The 17,868-nt window shown below is 67.9% G+C and carries 17 protein-coding genes; 11 read left to right on the plus strand and 6 right to left on the minus strand.

Annotated features, from left to right (window positions below; genetic code table 11):
- Nucleotides 1–9 precede the first annotated feature (9 nt).
- Complete coding sequence (locus tag L8G49_RS08570; protein WP_242184174.1) at nt 10–1,803, minus strand: peptide MFS transporter; 1,794 nt, start codon at nt 1,801–1,803, stop codon at nt 10–12.
- A 116-nt stretch (nt 1,804–1,919) separates the two neighbouring features.
- Between L8G49_RS08570 and L8G49_RS08575 the strand changes: the two genes are divergently transcribed.
- A complete protein-coding gene (locus L8G49_RS08575; protein WP_242184183.1) occupies nt 1,920–2,498 on the plus strand; it encodes a nitroreductase in 579 nt (192 codons plus the stop codon).
- Between the two features lie 39 nt (nt 2,499–2,537).
- A complete protein-coding gene (locus L8G49_RS08580) occupies nt 2,538–2,894 on the plus strand; it encodes a GntR family transcriptional regulator (RefSeq protein ID WP_242139790.1) in 357 nt (118 codons plus the stop codon).
- A gap of 161 nt (nt 2,895–3,055) precedes the next feature.
- Here L8G49_RS08580 and L8G49_RS08585 read toward each other — a convergent pair whose 3' ends face one another.
- Entirely contained in the window at nt 3,056–3,892 is an 837-nt protein-coding gene (locus L8G49_RS08585) for an arylamine N-acetyltransferase (RefSeq protein WP_242184192.1), read from the minus strand.
- Entirely contained in the window at nt 3,889–5,610 is a 1,722-nt protein-coding gene (locus L8G49_RS08590) for an acyl-CoA dehydrogenase (protein WP_242184194.1), read from the minus strand. Before L8G49_RS08590 ends, L8G49_RS08585 begins: the two co-directional genes overlap by 4 nt.
- Nucleotides 5,611–5,657: 47 nt before the next feature.
- On the opposite strand from L8G49_RS08590, the gene L8G49_RS08595 reads away from it, so the two are divergent.
- On the plus strand, nt 5,658–6,743 hold the full coding sequence (locus tag L8G49_RS08595; protein WP_242184209.1) for an L-threonylcarbamoyladenylate synthase: 1,086 nt from the start codon (nt 5,658–5,660) through the stop codon (nt 6,741–6,743).
- Nucleotides 6,744–7,107: 364 nt separating this feature from the next.
- Here L8G49_RS08595 and msrA read toward each other — a convergent pair whose 3' ends face one another.
- Nucleotides 7,108–7,650 (minus strand): peptide-methionine (S)-S-oxide reductase MsrA, encoded by a 543-nt coding sequence (gene msrA / locus L8G49_RS08600; protein WP_242184225.1) that lies wholly within the window; start codon nt 7,648–7,650, stop codon nt 7,108–7,110.
- Between the two features lie 62 nt (nt 7,651–7,712).
- On the opposite strand from msrA, the gene galE reads away from it, so the two are divergent.
- The 6 genes from galE (at nt 7,713) to folP (ending at nt 13,435) form a co-directional block, all read left to right on the plus strand.
- Nucleotides 7,713–8,708 carry a UDP-glucose 4-epimerase GalE gene (gene galE, locus L8G49_RS08605; protein ID WP_242184226.1) on the plus strand — a complete coding sequence of 332 codons (996 nt, stop codon included), beginning with the start codon at nt 7,713–7,715 and terminating at the stop codon, nt 8,706–8,708.
- 102 nt (nt 8,709–8,810) lie between these two features.
- Complete coding sequence (locus L8G49_RS08610) at nt 8,811–9,056, plus strand: DUF1272 domain-containing protein (RefSeq protein WP_242139784.1); 246 nt, start codon at nt 8,811–8,813, stop codon at nt 9,054–9,056.
- A gap of 182 nt (nt 9,057–9,238) precedes the next feature.
- Nucleotides 9,239–10,408, plus strand: a complete 1,170-nt coding sequence (gene thiD / locus L8G49_RS08615) for a bifunctional hydroxymethylpyrimidine kinase/phosphomethylpyrimidine kinase (protein ID WP_242184229.1) — start codon at nt 9,239–9,241, stop codon at nt 10,406–10,408.
- Nucleotides 10,401–10,997: a ribonuclease HII gene (locus tag L8G49_RS08620; RefSeq protein WP_242184238.1), complete on the plus strand. Its 597-nt coding sequence runs from the start codon at nt 10,401–10,403 to the stop codon at nt 10,995–10,997. The genes thiD and L8G49_RS08620 overlap by 8 nt, the downstream gene beginning before the upstream one ends.
- Nucleotides 10,998–11,179: 182 nt before the next feature.
- Nucleotides 11,180–12,310: a site-specific DNA-methyltransferase gene (locus L8G49_RS08625; protein ID WP_277923188.1), complete on the plus strand. Its 1,131-nt coding sequence runs from the start codon at nt 11,180–11,182 to the stop codon at nt 12,308–12,310.
- A 66-nt stretch (nt 12,311–12,376) separates the two neighbouring features.
- A complete protein-coding gene (gene folP, locus L8G49_RS08630) occupies nt 12,377–13,435 on the plus strand; it encodes a dihydropteroate synthase (RefSeq protein ID WP_242184240.1) in 1,059 nt (352 codons plus the stop codon).
- A 160-nt stretch (nt 13,436–13,595) separates the two neighbouring features.
- Here folP and L8G49_RS08635 read toward each other — a convergent pair whose 3' ends face one another.
- Nucleotides 13,596–15,053, minus strand: a complete 1,458-nt coding sequence (locus L8G49_RS08635) for an aminotransferase class I/II-fold pyridoxal phosphate-dependent enzyme (protein ID WP_242184243.1) — start codon at nt 15,051–15,053, stop codon at nt 13,596–13,598.
- Nucleotides 15,054–15,247: 194 nt separating this feature from the next.
- Between L8G49_RS08635 and L8G49_RS08640 the strand changes: the two genes are divergently transcribed.
- Nucleotides 15,248–16,132: a bestrophin family ion channel gene (locus tag L8G49_RS08640; protein ID WP_242139779.1), complete on the plus strand. Its 885-nt coding sequence runs from the start codon at nt 15,248–15,250 to the stop codon at nt 16,130–16,132.
- A 7-nt stretch (nt 16,133–16,139) separates the two neighbouring features.
- On the opposite strand, the gene L8G49_RS08645 is transcribed toward L8G49_RS08640, so the two are convergent.
- Nucleotides 16,140–17,564 (minus strand): sigma-54 dependent transcriptional regulator, encoded by a 1,425-nt coding sequence (locus L8G49_RS08645; protein ID WP_242139922.1) that lies wholly within the window; start codon nt 17,562–17,564, stop codon nt 16,140–16,142.
- 175 nt (nt 17,565–17,739) lie between these two features.
- On the opposite strand from L8G49_RS08645, the gene L8G49_RS08650 reads away from it, so the two are divergent.
- Complete coding sequence (locus tag L8G49_RS08650) at nt 17,740–17,868, plus strand: aa3-type cytochrome c oxidase subunit IV (RefSeq protein ID WP_242139778.1); 129 nt, start codon at nt 17,740–17,742, stop codon at nt 17,866–17,868.

Below are 17,868 nucleotides of genomic sequence, written 5' to 3' on the forward strand. Positions count from 1 at the left end.
ATCCCCCGCTTATTTGACCCCGTGCATCCACTTCTTGAGCGGCCACGACAGGACCAGCAGGATCACCCCTAGCACAATCGCGACCTCGGCGATCGTGGTGAAGGTGCCCGTATAGGTGTCGAGGCTGACCTTGAGGTTGGTGACCTGCCCGCCAACCGTGTCGACGCTGGCGAACTGCGCGACGATCCCGGCGACATATTGCGCGCAGCTGATCGACAGGAACCACACGCCCATCATCAGCCCGACGATCCGTGCGATCGACAGCTTGGTGATCATCGACAGCCCGACCGGCGAGATGCACAATTCCGCCAGCGAGTGGATCAGGTAAAGGCCCGCAAGCCACCAGATCCCGACCTGGAACCCCGGCCCGGCAAAGCCCGCGCCGAGCACCAGGAACAGGAACCCCGCCCCCACGCCGATCAGCGCGATCCCGAACTTGACCGGGATCGACGGCTCCAGCCCGCGCTTGGCGAGGCCGGTCCACAGGATGCTCATGATCGGCGCGAGCGTCACGATGAAGAAGGCGTTGAAGAACTGCGTCTGCGGCGCCGAGATCGCGAAATCGCCGAACAGCCGCAGGTCGGTGTTGCGGTCGGCGAACAGCGTCAGCGACGAACCGGCCTGCTCGAACAGCGTCCAGAACACGACGTTGAAGACGATCAGCACCATCGCCGCGAGCATCATCTGGAATTCGCGCCGGTCGCCGATCACGAACGACCAGATCAGGATGCCCGGGATCGCGACGAGGAACGTACCGAACAGCAGCTTGCCCATCAGCGACAGCGACGCGAGGTAACCGATGAAGCCCGACCCCGGCACCGGCGGCACCGAGTTCATCAGGTTGACGAACAGGAAGTACAGCACCGGCACCGCGACCAGCGCGCCGAGGAAGATCGGGATCGTCCGGTCCGGCCCGCTGCGGACCGGGGGCTCGCCGTATCCGTTGAGCTTGCCGCCATCGAACTGGATCAGCGTGAACGAGATCAGCATGCCGATCGCGGCGAGGCCGAAGCCCGCCCACCAGCCGATCGTCTCGGCGAGGATCGGGCACAGGATCTGCGAGCCCAGGGACCCGAGGTTGATCCCCATGTAGAAGATCGTGAAGCCGGAATCGCGGCGCCGGTCGTCCTTGGCGTAAAGTTCGCCGACCATGGTCGAGATATTGGGCTTGAAGAAGCCGTTGCCGACCGAGACGAGGCTGAGCGCGATCAGCATGATCGTGACGAACAGCGGGCTGCGCTCGGCATCCGACTTGAAGCCATCCTTGGCGATCGTCCGCGCGGTGCTGCCGTCGGCGCTGAGCAGCGAAACGGTGCCGTCGTCATTGCCCTTCACCTGCAGGCGCTTGCCCTGGTCGGTGATGAAGCGCTGTTCGGCTCCGGCCTTGGTCTCGACCGTGACGGTGTAGCGCTGCCCGTCGATCGTCGCGAACGGCACCGCGGTCTGCCCGCCGAAGCAGAGCGTGAAATAGCCGACCGCCATCATGATCGCGCCGAACTTCACCGAGCGCTTGGAGCCAAGATACTGGTCCGCCAGATACCCGCCGACCAGCGGGGTCAGATACACGAGTGCTGTGAACCCGCCGTAGAGGCCCGTCGCCGCGCGATCGCCGAACACGAAATGCTTGGTGAGATACAGCGTGAGCAGCGCGCGCATGCCGTAATAGCCGAAGCGCTCCCACATCTCGGTGGTGAACAGCCGCGCGAGCTGGCGCGGGTGGCCGAACCACGTCTCGCCCGCCGCCGGATTGACATGCGTGATATCCGGCTCGCGCGGGGTATCCGCGGTCGGGGTGTCCACCATGTACTAACTCCTGAATATGTCGTGGCGCCGGCGAATGCGGCGCTATGGGTTGCGGGCAAGACTAACGCCAATCGCGGGTGTGTAAATATCCGCCGTGTCCCGCTAAAGGGCGATCCATGTTCAATGACCGCACAACCCCGCTCTCGCTCCTGGCCACGCGCCGCTCGGGCAAGCCGCGCGACCTCGTCGCGCCCGGGCCCGACGCCGCCGAACTCGAGACGATCCTGACGATCGCGGCGCGCACCCCCGATCACGGGAAACTGGCCCCCTGGCGCTTCGTCGTCGTCGCACCCGGGCAACGTGCCGCGCTCGCCGACGTGATCACCACCGCCTATCGCGCGGAACGCCCGCAGGCGGGGGCGACTGAGATCGCGGCGCTGGTGCAATTCGCCGAACAGGCTCCCACGCTGGTGGTGGTGCTGTCCGCCCCCCGCACCGAGAGCCATATTCCGCTGTGGGAGCAGGAACTGTCGGCGGGGGCGGCCTGCATGAACCTGCTGCACGCCGCGCATGCGCTGGGCTATGCGGGCGGGTGGCTGACCGGATGGCCGAGCTACTCGGCCGCGGTGCGCGATGCGTTCGGATCGGATCCCGAACGGATCGCCGGGTTCATTTTCCTGGGAACGCCGTCGAGGCAATTAGACGAGCGTCCGCGTCCCGATTTGGCAAACATTGTTACAAATTGGACACATTAAAAGACTGGACAGAATAGTAATGCGCTGTATTATATCAGCATGACAGCCTTGAACAGCGAAGACTCGCCCGTGTACATCAAGCTGCGTGGGACGATCTCGGCGGCGATCCTGCGCGGCCAGTTCCGTGCCGGGGATCAGCTGCCGTCCGTGCGGGCGCTCGCCGCCGAACATGGCGCCAATCCGCTGACCGTCGCCAAGGCCTATCAGAGCTTCCAGGACGACGGCTATGTCGAGGTCCGGCGCGGCGTCGGCATGTTCGTCCTGCCGGGCGCGGCGGAGAAACTGCGCGCGGCCGAACGCACGCATTTCCTCGAGACCAGCTGGCCGCGGATCGCGGCGCACATCGACTTGCTCGGGCTGGATGTTGCGGACCTGCTGGAGCGTGAGAAGGCGTAAACGCCGTCTCACACAATGTACGCTTCCCCGGCGAAGACCGGGGCCCAGTCGAGAAACGATAGATTGCTGGCGGATGCGCGGAGTTACCGCCGCCACCTCGACTGGCCCCCGGCCTTCGCCGGGGAAGTAGTAAAGGAGGGAGCCCGAAACTCCCCGCTCCGCTATCCCGCAACCACCCCGAGCGCGGCGACCTCTTCCGCCGACAGCGTGATTCCGAACATCATGCTCAGCCGCAGCCGGTAGACGCGCGGATCGGTGATCTCCGCGCGCGTCTCGTCGCTGCCGGCGCGCCGCTTGTATGTCGTATCGGTCAGCGAGGCGAAGCCGTTGGGCAGCACGATGCTGACGACTCCCGTGTGGAGGAACCGGCTGACCGGCGCGGTTGAGGTCCAGTGGTTGCTGAGCGCGAGATCGGCGGCGAACACCGGCCGTGTTTCGAAGCTGTACTGCGGCTGGAACCCGGTCCCCGACCCGCGCCCGTCGGTGGTCGCGAGGTCGCCGTCGCGCAGCAGCATCCAGCCATGCTCGCCAGCCCGGTCGAGCCGGAACAGCGCGCCATCGGGGGCGGTCGCCTGTGCGCCGTCGATCAGCGGCATCGGCGGGGTGTAGCTGCCCCCGAACCCCGTATCGGCGATCCACTGTTCCTCGCCGATCGTCACCAGGCTGAACGTATGCGTCAGCGGCGGCACGTCGGTGGCGGCAATCCAGACCCGCGCCAGCAGCGGTCGCGCGTCGAACCCGAGCGCGAGCAGCGCATCGAGGAACAGCCGGTTATGCTCGAAACAATAGCCGCCGCGCCCCGCGGTGACGAGCTTGGCGAACACGCTCGCACTGTCGATCGCGATCCCGCGACCGAGCAGCACGTCGAGATTCTCGAACGGAATCGCCAGCCGGTGCGCGCGTTGCAGCACGCCCAGCCCGAGGTGATCGACCGAAGGCCGCGCGGGGAGGTGGACGCGGGCGAAATAGGCGTCGAGGTCGAAGGCCGCGTCGCTCATGCGGCAAACGCCTCTGGCGCGATCGAATAGAGCACGCTCGCATCCGCCATCGCCGCGGCCTTGAGCCCCATCGCCTCGGGGACGATCTGCGCGACATAGAAGCGTGCGGCGGCGACCTTCATGCCGAGGAAGTCGCGGTCGCCCTCGGCGTCCGCCGCGATACGGCCCTGCCGCTCCATCAGCCAGCCGCATACCGCGACCGACAGCATCGTCAGGAACGGATAGCTCGCCGCGAGCTTGTCGTCGGCGTCGAGCGTCGCCAGCCGCCGCCCGACCTCGTCGCACGCTTCGATCAGCGCGACCAGCCCGCTGTCCTGCGCCTCGGCGCGCATGTCGGCGATCAGGCGGGCGAACACGCCGCCATTGTCCATCGAGAGCTTGCGCCCGACCAGATCGGCGGCCTGGATGCCGTTGGTGCCCTCGTAAATCGGCGTGATGCGCGCATCGCGGAAGAACTGCGCCGCGCCGGTTTCCTCGACATAGCCCATCCCGCCGTGGATCTGGATGCCGAGGCTCGCGACCTCATTGCCGAGATCGGTACCGTGCGCCTTGGCGAGCGGGGTCAGGATATCGAGCCGCTCCTGCCCGCCCGCTTCGCCGAGCGTCGCGCGGTCGACCTGGGACGCGGCGTAATAGACGAGCGCACGCGCCGCCTGCGTCTGCGCCTTCATCCGGAGCAGCATGCGGCGGACGTCGGGATGCTCGACGATGCGGACGGGTTCGGCATTGCCCGAGCCGGCACGCGCGGACTGGACGCGGTCGAGCGCATAGCCGACCGCCGCCTGAGTCGCAGCCTCGGCGACCTGGACGCCCTGGAGTCCCACGTTGAGGCGCGCGTTGTTCATCATCGTGAACATCGCGCGGATGCCGCCGAACTCCGCCCCGATCAGCTCGCCCACGCAATCGTCCTGGTCGCCGAAGCTGAGCACGCAGGTCGGGGAGGCGTGGAGGCCCATCTTGTGCTCGATCGAAACGACACGCACGTCGTTGAACTCGCCGGGGTTTCCGTCCGCGTCGAGACGGTATTTGGGGACCAGGAACAGCGAGATTCCCTTGGTTCCGGCGGGCGCTCCGGGGGTGCGCGCGAGGACGAGGTGGACGATGTTGGGCGCCATGTCGTGGTCGCCGAACGAGATGTAGATCTTGGTGCCCTTGATCAGGAACGTGCCGTCGCCGCGCGGGGTTGCGGTGGTGCGCAAAGCGCCGACGTCCGATCCGGCCTGCGGTTCGGTCAGGTTCATCGTGCCGGTCCACTCGCCGGTCGCGAGATGCGGGAGGTACAACGCCTGCTGCTCAGGGCTGCCGTGATGCGCGAGCGCCTCGATCGCGCCGACCGTCAGCGTGGGGGCGAGCGCGAAGCCCATGTTCGCCGCCCCCAGCGTATCGAGCACCGCGGTCTGGATCGCGAAGGGCAGCCCCTGTCCGCCGAATTCCTCGGGCACGCCGATCGTGCCCCAGCCGCCCTCGACGTAATCGTGATACGCCTTGATGAAGCCGGCGGGCATGACGACGCCCTCGGGGGTCCATTTCGCGCCGACCGTGTCGCCGGTGCGGAGCAATGGCGCCCATTCGCCGACCGCCAACTGGCCGACGCCGTCGAGCACCGCGTCGACGACGTCGTCGCTGGCGGCGGCGAAGCGGTCGGTCGCGGCGAGATCGGCAATCCCGACGATATGGTCGAGTACGAAGCGCTGGTCGGCGGTGGCTGGAGTGAACACGGGTTACATCCTCTTATCGCACGGGGTCGGCCGGGCTATAGCGCCGCATGATGACTGCGCCAAACCCGCCGATGCCGACGCGCACCTTACCCTACGGCGCCGCAGCGATCGCCGAGGCCGCCGCGCTGATTCGCAGCGGGCAGCCGGTCGCGATCCCGAGCGAGACGGTCTACGGGCTCGCCGCCGACGCGACCGATTCGGCGGCGGTCGCGCGAATCTACGCGGCCAAGGGACGGCCGAGCTTCAATCCGCTGATCGTCCACGTGCTGGATCTCGCGGCGGCGGAGCGGATCGCGCGGTTCGACGCGACCGCGCGCGCGCTGGCCGAGGCGTTCTGGCCGGGACCGTTGACGCTGGTCCTGCCGGTGCGCGTCGACGCGGGGATTGCGTCGCTGGTGACGGCGGGGCTGGATACGATCGCGATCCGGGTACCCGCGCACCGCGCGATGCGCGCACTGATCGCGGCGGCGGGGGTGCCGCTCGCCGCGCCGTCGGCCAATGCGAGCGGGGCGATCAGCCCGACACGCGCGGCGCATGTCGTGGCGTCGCTCGGCGGGCGGATCGCGCTGGTGGTGGATGACGGCGCGACCGCGGCGGGGGTGGAGTCGACGATCGTGGCGGGGCTGGAGGTGTTGCGACCGGGGCCGATCACGGCGGAGGATCTCGCGCGGTTCAGGGGGGATTCCGCCATACCCCCATTGCACTTCCCCGGCGAAGGCCGGGGCCCAGTCGAGGGCGATCTGCAAGCGAGTGCTGCGCTCTCTATCGACCCGGCCACTCTTGGGCCCCGGCCTTCGCCGGGGAAGCGAGTCAAAGAAGAGGAAGGAGAAGACGGCGCGGCAATCATCACCGCACCGGGCCAGCTCGCCAGTCATTACGCGCCGAACAAGCCGCTCCGGTTGAACGCGACCGAGGCGGAGGCTGACGAATATCTCATCGGGTTCGGCGCGATTGGCGGCGACACGTCGCTATCGGCGCGGGGCGATTTGACCGAGGCGGCTGCGAATCTGTTCGATGCGTTGCACCTTGCCGATGGTTCTGCCCGTGCGCGGATCGCGATCGCTGCGATCCCGCTGGACGGGATCGGCACGGCGATCAACGATCGCCTGCGTCGCGCGGCGCATAGGGACTAGCCAGCGCCGGTCGCAGGCCAGTTTCGAAAAGCGCCAGACGACACCCCGCTGCGCCTCCCCGGCGAAGGCCGGGGCCCAGCAGAGGGCGATCTGCAAGCTGGGGTCGGGGCTCGCTTCCAGCCGGCTCGCTCTTGGGCCCCGGCCTTCGCGAAACCTCGCCAAAAGTTGGTCTGCCGACCGGTCCTTTGCTGTTTTCCCGCGAAAGCGGGAATCCAGGGCGAGCAAAACAACAGCTTACAGTTTTCGCGACTCCTGGACTCCCGCCTTCGCGGGAGAACAGCTGTGGTTTCGCAGGGGACTCGCCTTCGCCGGGGAAGCGACGTGGAGACGGACGGGAACCGTCAGCCCCCGCCCGCACCCAGCGTTACGCCGAGACCGTCTTCGACCGCTCGGCAAAGCTCTTGCGGAGCTTCGCCAGCTTGGGCGGGATCACCGCCATGCAATACGGATTGCGCTGCCCTTCGCTGTCCCAATAATCCTGGTGATAGTCCTCTGCCTCATACCACTCCGTCAGCGGTTCGATCGTCGTCACGATCGGCGCGGGCCAATCCTTTGCCGCTCGCTCCATCGCCGCACGCGCTTCTTCCGCCTGCTCGTCCGAATGCGGGAAGATCGCCGAGCGATATTGCGTGCCCACGTCATTGCCCTGGCGGTTGAGCGTCGTCGGGTCGTGCGTGGCGAAGAACATGTCGAGGATGTCGCCATAGCGGACCTGGTCGCTGTCGAAGGTGACGCGGATCGCCTCGGCGTGGCCGGTGTCGCCACCGCAGACCTGCTTGTAGGTCGGGTTGGGGACGTTGCCGCCGATATACCCGCTCTCGACGCTTTCGACACCGATGACGTCCTTGAACACCGCTTCGGTGCACCAGAAACATCCGCCTGCCAGCGTTGCGACTTCGCTTGCCATGATACGCTCCTTGTTTAGGGCTCTAAGATAGGTACGGCGCAGGACGACAAAAGGGGACGGCTATGCTCGACGGTTCGGTGCTCGTTACAGGTGGCGCAGGCTATATCGGAAGCCACGCGGTGCTCGCGTTGCTCGATGCCGGGCACAGCGTCGTCGTGTACGACAATCTGACGACCGGGTTCGACTGGCTGGTCGACCCGCGCGCGACGCTGGTGACCGGCGAGATCGAGGACGATGCACTGGTCCGCGCGACGATGCGGGACCATCGCGTCCGCGCGGTGATGCATTTCGCAGGCTCGATCATCGTCCCCGAATCGGTCAGCAATCCGCTCAAATATTACCGCAACAACACGGTCGCGAGCCGCGCGCTGATCGAGAGTGCGGTCGTGTCCGGCGTGAAGCACTTCATCTTCTCGTCGACCGCCGCGACCTATGGCACGCCCGAGCGCGTGCCGGTCGCCGAGGGTGACCCGACCGTGCCGATCAACCCGTACGGCACGTCCAAGCTGATGACCGAGGCGATGCTGCGCGATGTCGCGGCCGCGCATCCGATGAACTATGCGGCGCTGCGCTATTTCAACGTGGCGGGCGCGGATCCGGCCGGGCGGAGCGGGCAGTCGACCGTCGGCGCGACCCATCTCATCAAGATCGCGGTCGAGGCGGCGCTCGGCAAGCGCGCGACGGTCGGGGTCTATGGCACCGATTACGCCACGCCCGATGGCACCGGGGTGCGCGACTACATCCATGTCAGCGATCTCGCGGCGGCGCATGTCGCGGCCCTCGACGTGCTGGTGGCCGAGCCGACCCGCAGCCACACGCTCAACGCAGGCTATGGCAAGGGGTTCTCGGTGCTCGAGGTGCTCGACGCGGTCGACCGGGTGACCAACCGCAAGCTCGAGCGCGTGGTCGAGGGCCGGCGCGCGGGCGATGCCGGGGAACTCGTCGCGGACAATCGCGCGATCCTCGCGACGCTCGACTGGACGCCGCAGCGCGCGGACCTGGACCTGATCGTCCGCGATGCGCTCGCATGGGAGCGCAAGCTGAGCGAACGCAAGTAGCGCAGTCCCGCTGTGGCTTCGGCGCCGCACAGGGGAGGGGGCGCGGTCAGGCGCCCCCGGCATCGGGGATGACACGGCCGATCGACGACGGTACACCGCGCCATGCTTGAAATGCGCCCCGACTGCGAACGCTGCGGCACCGATCTTCCCGCCGACGAGGCCGGCGCGTTCATCTGTTCGTTCGAATGTACCTTCTGCGCACCCTGCGCCGAGGCGCTCGACGACCGTTGCCCCAATTGTGGCGGCGAACTGATGGATCGCCCCGCGCGCGTCGACGAAGCGCTCGCGCGGCATCCGGCGGGCACGGTGCGCTATCATCGCGCGGCCGCCCCACGCGGGCGGGGATAATGCGGCGGCGGTCCGTCGCCGGTGGCGCGGGACTGTCCTACACCCCCGGTTTCGTGCCAGACTGACCAGACCATGCAACGCATCCCCGAACCTTTCCGCGCCCGGCCGAATTGTCTTCGGCGAACCCCGGCGGCGCGGTTTTCGCGGGCGGTTTCGCCTGACTTTCCCCTAACCTTCCGCGCATGACGCCGCGCATCCTTGTCATCGCGGGGTCGGATTCGGGCGGCGGCGCGGGCATCCAGGCGGATATCAAGACCGTCACGATGCTCGGCGGCCATGCGATGACCGCGATTACCGCGATCACCGCGCAGAATACGCGCGGCGTCCAGTCGGTGATGCCGGTGCCGACCACGATGGTGGTCGCCCAGATCGAGGCGTGCCTGTCCGACATCGGCGCCGATGCGGTCAAGATCGGGATGATCGGCTCGGCCGAGACCGCGCACGCCGTCGCCGACCGGCTCGCGACGCTCGACGTGCCGATCGTGTTCGATCCGGTCATGGTCGCGACCAGCGGCGCGATGCTCGCCGACCCGGCGACGATCGCGGCGTTCGCCCGGCTGATGCGGATCGCGACGCTGACCACGCCCAATCTCCCCGAGCTGGCGGTGTTGCTTGCGGCGGCACCGGGGGGTTCGGCCGGGGGCGGCTCTGCTGGGGGCGGGGCGGAAGCGTTGGCCCGGACGTGCGGGACGACGCTGCTCGCCAAGGGTGGCCACGGCGAAGGCCCGGACGTGATCGACCGGCTGGTCGGCCCCGAAGGCGAAATCGCACGCTGGTCCGCCCCGCGGATCGATACCACCAGCGCGCACGGCACCGGCTGCACGCTGGCCTCCGCGATCGCGACGTTGCTGGCGCAGGGGCGTGGCCTGTCGGCTGCGGTGGCGGGGGCCCGGACGTTCGTACGGCTCGCGTTGCGGGGCGCGCCGGGCCTGGGCGGGGGGCATGGCCCGATGGGGCAACAGTCGGTCCGGCTCGATCTCGGCGCGGACGGGCGGCTCAACCAGATCACGCTCGGCAGCACCGACCCTGCCGCCTCGCGTGATTTCTACCGCGCGCTCGGCCTGCGCCAGATCGTCGAGCGCGCGGATCATTATGCGCGGTTCGAGACGCCGGGTGGCGCGACGCTGTCGATCGAACAGGGGGCTCGCCCGACGGTGTTCCTCGAATGCGACGATCTCGATGCCACCGTCGCCCGGCTGGAGGCGGACGGCATGGTGTTCGACCAGCCGCCGACCGACCGGCCGTGGCTGTGGCGCGAGGCGCGGCTGCGCGATCCCGCGGGCAATACGGTCTGCCTCTACCATGCTGGCGAGAACCGGCGCTTTCCGCCATGGCGGTTGCCCGATGCCTAGCCTCAAACACGAAAAGCTCTGTCTCGCGCCCGTCGCGGGGGTGGACGAAGCGGGCCGCGGTCCGCTCGCCGGCCCGGTCGTCGCCGCCGCGGTGATCCTGCCGGCCAAGGGCATCCCGCGCGGGATCAACGATTCGAAGAAGCTCTCCGCCGCCGAGCGGTTGCGGCTGCATGACCGGCTGCAAGACTGCGCGACCGTGGGGATCGGGATCGTCGAGGCCGACGAGATCGACGTGCTCAACATCTACTGGGCGACGATGAAGGCGATGACGCTCGCGGTCGAGGCTTTGGGCGTCGCGCCGGGTCATGTGCTGGTCGACGGCAACCGTTTGCCGCGCTGGAGCCACGCCGCCACCCCGCTGGTTTCGGGCGACGCGATCAGCACGTCGATTGCGGCTGCGTCGATCGTCGCCAAGCACACCCGCGACACGATCATGCTCGCGCACGCCGAATCGCATCCGCACTACGGGTGGGCCTCCAACAAGGGCTATGGCTGCGCCGCGCATCTGGCGGCTTTGCGCGAACATGGGCCGACCCCGCTCCACCGGAGAAGTTTTCGGCCGGTCGCGGATGCGTATCTTCTGCTCTGAGTCTTTTGCGTCACACACCATCGCTTGAGTCCGCCGATCGATGCGGACTCAACATCTAGAGAGCTTCCGGAAATGTTCCGCATGGCTAACGAATCGCCCGCGAATCTGGTTAACGCATCGCCCCTTGACGGGAGTCCCCAGATTCGCAGGGATGCGCGCGACAGCGAACAGGGGCGGCAATGATGGGCGTTTTGGAAAAGATCAAAGCCGGAGGCACGGCCACGCTCGCGCCGATGGCGGAGCTTCCGCTCGACCAGATCCTGCGCTCCGACTGCATCGCCGCGATGCGCGCGCTGCCGGCCAAGTCGGTCGACATGATCTTCGCCGACCCACCCTACAACCTCCAGCTCGGCGGCGATCTCGCGCGGCCCGACGGCAGCCATGTCGACGCGGTGACCGACGCCTGGGACAAGTTCGACAGCCTCGACGCCTATGATGCCTTCACGCGCGCGTGGCTGGCGGAGGCCAAGCGGATCCTCAAGGACAATGGCGCGATCTGGGTGATCGGCAGCTATCACAACATCTTCAAGGTCGGCGCCGCGATCCAGGATCTCGGCTATTGGATCCTCAACGACATCGTCTGGCGCAAGTCGAACCCGATGCCCAATTTCAAGGGCACGCGCTTCACCAATGCGCATGAGACGCTGATCTGGGCGTCGATGGGCGAGAAGGCGCGCTACACCTTCAATTATCGCAGCATGAAGACGCTCAACGACGAGCTCCAGATGCGCAGCGACTGGGAATTTCCGGTGTGCGGCGGACCCGAGCGGTTGAAGAAGGACGGGATCAAGGTCCACCCGACGCAGAAGCCGGAGGCTTTGCTGTACCGCATCCTGCTGGCGTGCACCAAGCCGGGTGACGTGGTGCTCGACCCGTTCTTCGGCACGGGCACGACCGGTGCGGTCGCCAAGCGGCTCGGCCGGCGCTGGATCGGGATCGAGCGCGAGCCCGACTATATCGCCGCCGCCGAGGAACGGATTGCCGCGGCACTGCCGCTCGATGAAAGCCTGCTCAAGACGATGCAAAGCCCCAAGGCAGCGCCCAAGGTCGCGTTCGGGGTGCTGGTCGAGAACGGGTTCCTGACGCCGGGCCGCGTCGTTGTCGACGCCAAGCGCAAGCACCGTGCGCTGGTCCGCGCCGACGGCAGCCTCGAGAGCCTGTGCGGCGCGACCGGATCGATCCACAAGCTCGGCGCGACGCTGCAGAACGCGCCGTCGTGCAACGGCTGGACCTATTGGCATTTCGAGACGGGCGAGGGGCTCAAGCCGATCGATTCGCTGCGGCAGGAATATCTGCTCGCGACGCAACCCTGAGCGCCCCTCTGTCCGTTCGGTTCGAGCGAAGTCGAGAAACGAACGGATGAGTGACGGGAGAACATCATGACCCTCCACCTCCGTCCGGTCCAGTTCGTCGACACGCCCGTCGGTCGCGACGGCGAGGTCGCGCGGCTGGCGGGGGGGATGCTGTGGTTCGCCGCCTATGAAGTGATCGAGGCGGGGGAGCGTCGCACCGTGCCCGTCACCGTGCTCGACCGGCTGCTGCAGGACGATCGCGCCGCGCGGCTCCACGCGCGCATCACCGCGCCGCGCCCCGCGCTGACGCTCGGTGCGCGCACGCTGCGGTTCGACCAGCCCTCGGTCGCCGCGATCCTCAACGTCACGCCCGACAGCTTCTCGGATGGCGGGACGCATGCCGACGACCCCGCCGCCGCCGCCTCGGCGGGGGTCGCGATGGCGGCGGCGGGCGCTGCGCTGATCGACGTCGGGGGTGAATCGACGCGTCCCGGCGCACCGGTCGTCTGGGAAGGCGACGAGATCGCGCGCGTCGTCCCCGTCGTCGAGCGGCTCGCGCGGAGCGGGACCCTGGTTTCCATCGACACGAGAAAGGCCGGGGTGATGGAAGCCGCGCTCGCGGCGGGCGCGGCGATCGTCAACGACGTCGCCGCGTTGCTGTGGGACGATCGCGCGCTCGACGTGGTCGCACGGGCGCAGTGTCCGGTGGTGCTGATGCATTCGCCCGATCCGGCGGCGGGCGGGCATGGCGGTTCGGGCTATGGCAACGTGCTGACCGACGTGTTCGACTGGCTCGACGCGCGGATCGACGCGGTCGTCGCGGGCGGTGTCGCGCGCGACCGGATCATCGTCGATCCCGGCATCGGCTTCGGCAAGAGCCTGTCGGACAATCTCGCGCTGATCAACGGGCTGACGCTCTTCCATGGGCTCGGCTGCCCGATCCTGCTGGGTGCGAGCCGCAAGCGGATGATCGGCGCGCTGTCGAACGAGGCCCCCGCCGATGCGCGGCTCGGCGGGTCGCTCGCGCTTGCGCTCAAGGGAATCGAGGCGGGGGTGCAATTGCTGCGCGTCCACGACGTGGCGGAGACGGTGCAGGCGGTGCGCGTCTGGCGCGGGTTGCGCGACCAGGCGCTGGTGGGGCGCTGAAGCGGTCCCTGCACGAGACCCTGTTCGCTTCCCCGGCGAAGGCCGGGGCCCAGGAGAGGACCGGAAGAAAGCGGAGGCCTGCGCTTCAGACCCTTGGCCATCTCGACTGGGCCACGGCCTTCGCCGGGGAAGCGCATAACAGGGGGAAGGGAAAAGCGCCCTAGCGCACCACCCGAATCGTGCGCTCGCTCGGATCGATCGGATCGAGGAAGAACGCCCCCGCATCACGGTTCGCGACCAGCCACGCGACATGCGCCGCCTCGATCCGCTGCCCGGGAACGAGGCGGGGGACACCCGGCGGCGCTGGCGCGATCACCTCGGCGGCGATCCGGCCGGCCGCTTCCGCGATCGGAACGTGGTCGACCTCGCCGAAGAACGCCTCCTCGGGGTCCGCCGCCATCGTCACCGACAGCGTCGAAAGCCCGGGAAACACCCCGGCGGGGGGCAGGTCGGCAGTGCCGGCGGCGACCTGCTTCGCCAGATCCTTGAGCCCACCGACCAGCGCGCGGACATCCGCGGCGGTCGTCCCGATCGACACCACCGCGAGCAGATGCCGCGCATCCGACAGCCCGACGCTGACGCGGTGATGCTTCACCAGCCAGTCGTCGACCGCATAGCCCGTCACGCCGAGCGCGGAGAGGTCGATCAGCACCTTGGTCGGATCGAGCTGCGTTGCCGCAGGAAGGTGTTCCTCGCCGAAGACGCGGAGCCCGGGTATCCGCGCCAGACGACGCCGCAACTTCGCCGCGCGGTCGAGCACGTTACCCCAGATCCGCTCGCCATCCAGCGCATGGTCGCGCCGGGTCGCATCGAGGCTCGCGAGGATCGGCACCGACGGGCTGGTCGTCTCGAACAGTTCGAACGCCATCCACAGCCGTTGCTGGTCGACCAGCGTCCCCTTGGCGAGCAACGCCGAGCCTTGCGCGAGCGACCCCATCGTCTTGTGGAGGCTGTACACCGCGATATCCGCGCCCTTGGTCAGCGCATCGTCCGGCAGCCGCTCGCAAAAGGCGAACGCTCCGCCCCACGCCGCGTCGCAGATCAACGGAATGCCGTGGTCGTGACAGATGGTGGATAGCGCGCCGATGTCGCTCGTCACGCCGTAATAGGTCGGGCTGACCACGACGAACGCCTTGGCATCCGGATGCGCGGCCAGCGCCGCCGACAGCGCGGCGGGGGTGATCCCGTGGTCGATATCCCAGTCGTCGTCGATCAGCACCGGCACCAGCACCGCATCGAGCCCGGTCGCGAGCGCGTGCGAGCGTTCGGCCTTGTGGACGTTGGTGGCGAACAGCACGGTGTCGCCGGGACCCGCGACCGCCGCCAGCGCGGTGTGGAGGCTTTGCGTCGATCCGCCCGTGACGAAGCGGCAGAAATCCGCCTGCCACGCGTCCGCCGCGAGTTCATGCGCGCGCTGGACGACGTGCGCACCTTCGGTCCGGTCGTCGAGGCCCTTCGGGGTCAGCAGATCCGCTGCGAAAATGCGTTTGCCCAGCAGGCGGCGCAGGTCGGCCGGGATCGCCGCCCCCTGATTATGCCCGGGCGCGCCGAAGCCATGGATCGGTCGGCGCTCCACTTGCGCCAAGGCTTCGACAATGGGCGCTTTTTTCTGATCCATGCGGAATGAAGCCTTTTACGGCGTGGTCCGTTCCGCAGGGAGAAAAATAACATAGCTGTCATCTGCGCGACACGCCAGACGGCGTAACGGGGCGTGCCAGCGGGACTCGTGGGCACCATGCCGGGGGCGCCGCACTGGACCCCAGCCGCTCGTCTCCGTATCGCGCATCCCACCCTACTGCCCGGAGGAAGTTCATGATCATCGATGCAGTGCCGCGGTATCGCCAGATCGTCGCCGAGGTCTGGCGCCCCCTGCTCGCCCTGTTCGTGTGGGACGTGATCGTGACGGTCACGTATTATGTGCTGCCGTTCAAGGCGCCGTCGCTTCCGTTGACGCTGTTCGGGTCCGCGCTCGCGCTGTTCCTCGGGTTTCGCAGCACTTCGGCCTATCAGCGCTGGTGGGAGGGCCGCGTCCTGTGGGGCGCGATGATCAACGCCTCGCGCAGTCTGTCACGCGCCGCGCGGAGCTATCTGCCGGACGAGGAGGGACGCGATCTGCAGCGTGCGATCATCCTGCGCCAGATCACCTATGTCCACGTGCTGCGCTGCCAGTTGCGCAAGCAGGATCCGCGCGAGGAGGCGCTCCGCTTCCTGTCGCCTGATGAAGCGGCCCCGTCGCTTGCCCGCAACAACGTCGCCAACGGTATTCTCGACGGGACGGGACGGCGGGTCGATCAGGCACGCCAGCAGGGCTGGCTCGACACGATCCAGCAGGCTTCGATCGAGCGCGTGCTGGTCGATATCGCCAATGCGCAAGGGGGAATGGAGCGGCTGAAGAACACCCCGTTGCCCAACCAATACCGCTTTTTCCCCGAATTCTTCGCGCGCCTGTTCTGCATTCTGCTGCCGATCGGGCTGGTCGAGACGCTGGGCTTCGCCACGCCGATCGGGTCGACTGTCGCGGGGTTGATGTTCCTCGCCGTGCTCAAGATCGGCGACGATCTGGTCGATCCGTTCGCCAACACCGTCCACGATCTGCCGCTGACCGCGATGTGCCGGACGGTCGAGATCGACCTGCTCCAGTCGCTCGGCGATGCTGCGCCCGAGCCGGTCAAGCCCGAGCGGGGAATCCTCTGGTAGCAGCCGGTCAGGCGACCGCGTTGTCGATCCCGAGTTCGCCGAGCTTGCGGTACAGCGTCGACCGGCCGATCCCGAGCCGCCGTGCGACTTCGGTCATCCGCCCGCGGTAATGGCCGATCGCGAGGCGGATGACGTCCGCCTCGATCTCCTCCAGCGCGCGCAGGTTGCCGTCGGCATGGAACAGCGTGACGCCGCCGGACGTCGCCATCGGCACCGGCATGGTCGGCGCGTGGCGTTTGCCGCCAAGCGCCGCGATCTGCGGGAAGTCGGCCTGCGTCAGCGCGGCACCATCGCACAGCACGGCCGCGCGAAAGAGCGCATTCTGGAGCTGCCGCACGTTCCCCGGCCAGTCGTAGCGACCCAGCAGCGCGAGCGCATCGTCGGTGATGCCGAGCTGGCGCAGGCCCGGCTGCTGCGCGATCCGCGCCATCAGGTGCCGCGCCAGTGCGGGAATGTCGCCGGTCCTTTCGCGCAACGGCGGGATCGTGACCTGGACGACGTTGAGCCGGTAATAGAGGTCCTCGCGGAAGCGGCCTGCCTCGACTTCGTCGATCAGCCGCTTGTTGGTTGCGGCGATGACGCGCACGTCGACCTCCCGCGTGTGCCGCGCGCCGAGCGGCTGGATCTCGCCCGATTGCAGCACGCGGAGCAACTTGACCTGTGCCTCGAGCGGCATCTCGCCGACTTCGTCGAGGAACAGCGTGCCACCGTCGGCCTCTTGGAAGCGCCCGATCTTGCGTTCGAACGCGCCGGTGAACGCGCCCTTCTCGTGCCCGAACAGTTCGCTTTCGACGAGGTTCGCGGGGATCGCGCCGCAATTGACCGCGACCATCGGCTTCTTGCCGCGCGGCGAGGCGGCATGGACCGCCTCGGCGACGACTTCCTTGCCGACGCCGCTTTCGCCTTCGAGCAACACCGGCACGCGCGCGCGCGCGGCCTTTGCGGCGATCGCGAGCGCGGCACGGAAATCGGGCGCCGAGCCGACGATCTCGTCGAACGCGAGCAGCGCGGGAATCTTCTCGGTCAGCGGGCGGAGTTCGCCCGCGGTCTTCTGGGCCACCGCTGCGTCGAGCGCGGCGAGCAGGCGCTCGGGCGCGAGCGGCTTGACCAGGAAGTCGGTCGCGCCGGTGCGCATCGCGGTGACTGCCTGCGCGACCGAACCGTTGGCGGTCAGCAGCAACAGCGGCAGCGTGGGGCGCAGGCTGCGCAGCTCGGCGATCAGCGCGGTCGGATCGGCCTCGGGGGCCCATTGGTCGAGCAGGATCGCATCGAGCTGCAGCCCTTCCTGCGTGCCGAGCATCGCGATCGCCATCGCGCCGTCATTGGCAAAGATCGCCCGCCAGCCGCGCCGCGCGGCGATCGCCGCGATCAGCCTGCGCTGCGCGGGTTCGTCGTCGATCAGCATCAGCAGGCGCTGCCCGTTACGCGTCATGCTCTTCCCCGAGTCCTGTCCGTTCACGACGAATCCATAACGGCAAGGTGTGAAAGCGCCCTTAAGCGCCCCGGCATGGGACGGCCGGGACATGGCGGCTTGGTATTTCCTGGGGGTTGAGGGCTTGCCTCCCGCGCGCTAAGCCGGACGCAACGATAGGGCGAGGACCGAACCGATGGCCACCGAAAGTGATCTCCAAGTCCACCGCGCGACGTATGACAAGGTCATTGGCGTGCTCAAATATGGCGCAGTCGCGTGTTTCATCATCGCCTTCGTGGTGGTGTGGCTGATCTCGGGCAAATAG

The organism is Sphingomonas sp. CARO-RG-8B-R24-01, assembly GCF_022662295.1.
In the GTDB taxonomy this organism is placed as follows: Bacteria; Pseudomonadota; Alphaproteobacteria; order Sphingomonadales; family Sphingomonadaceae; genus Sphingomonas.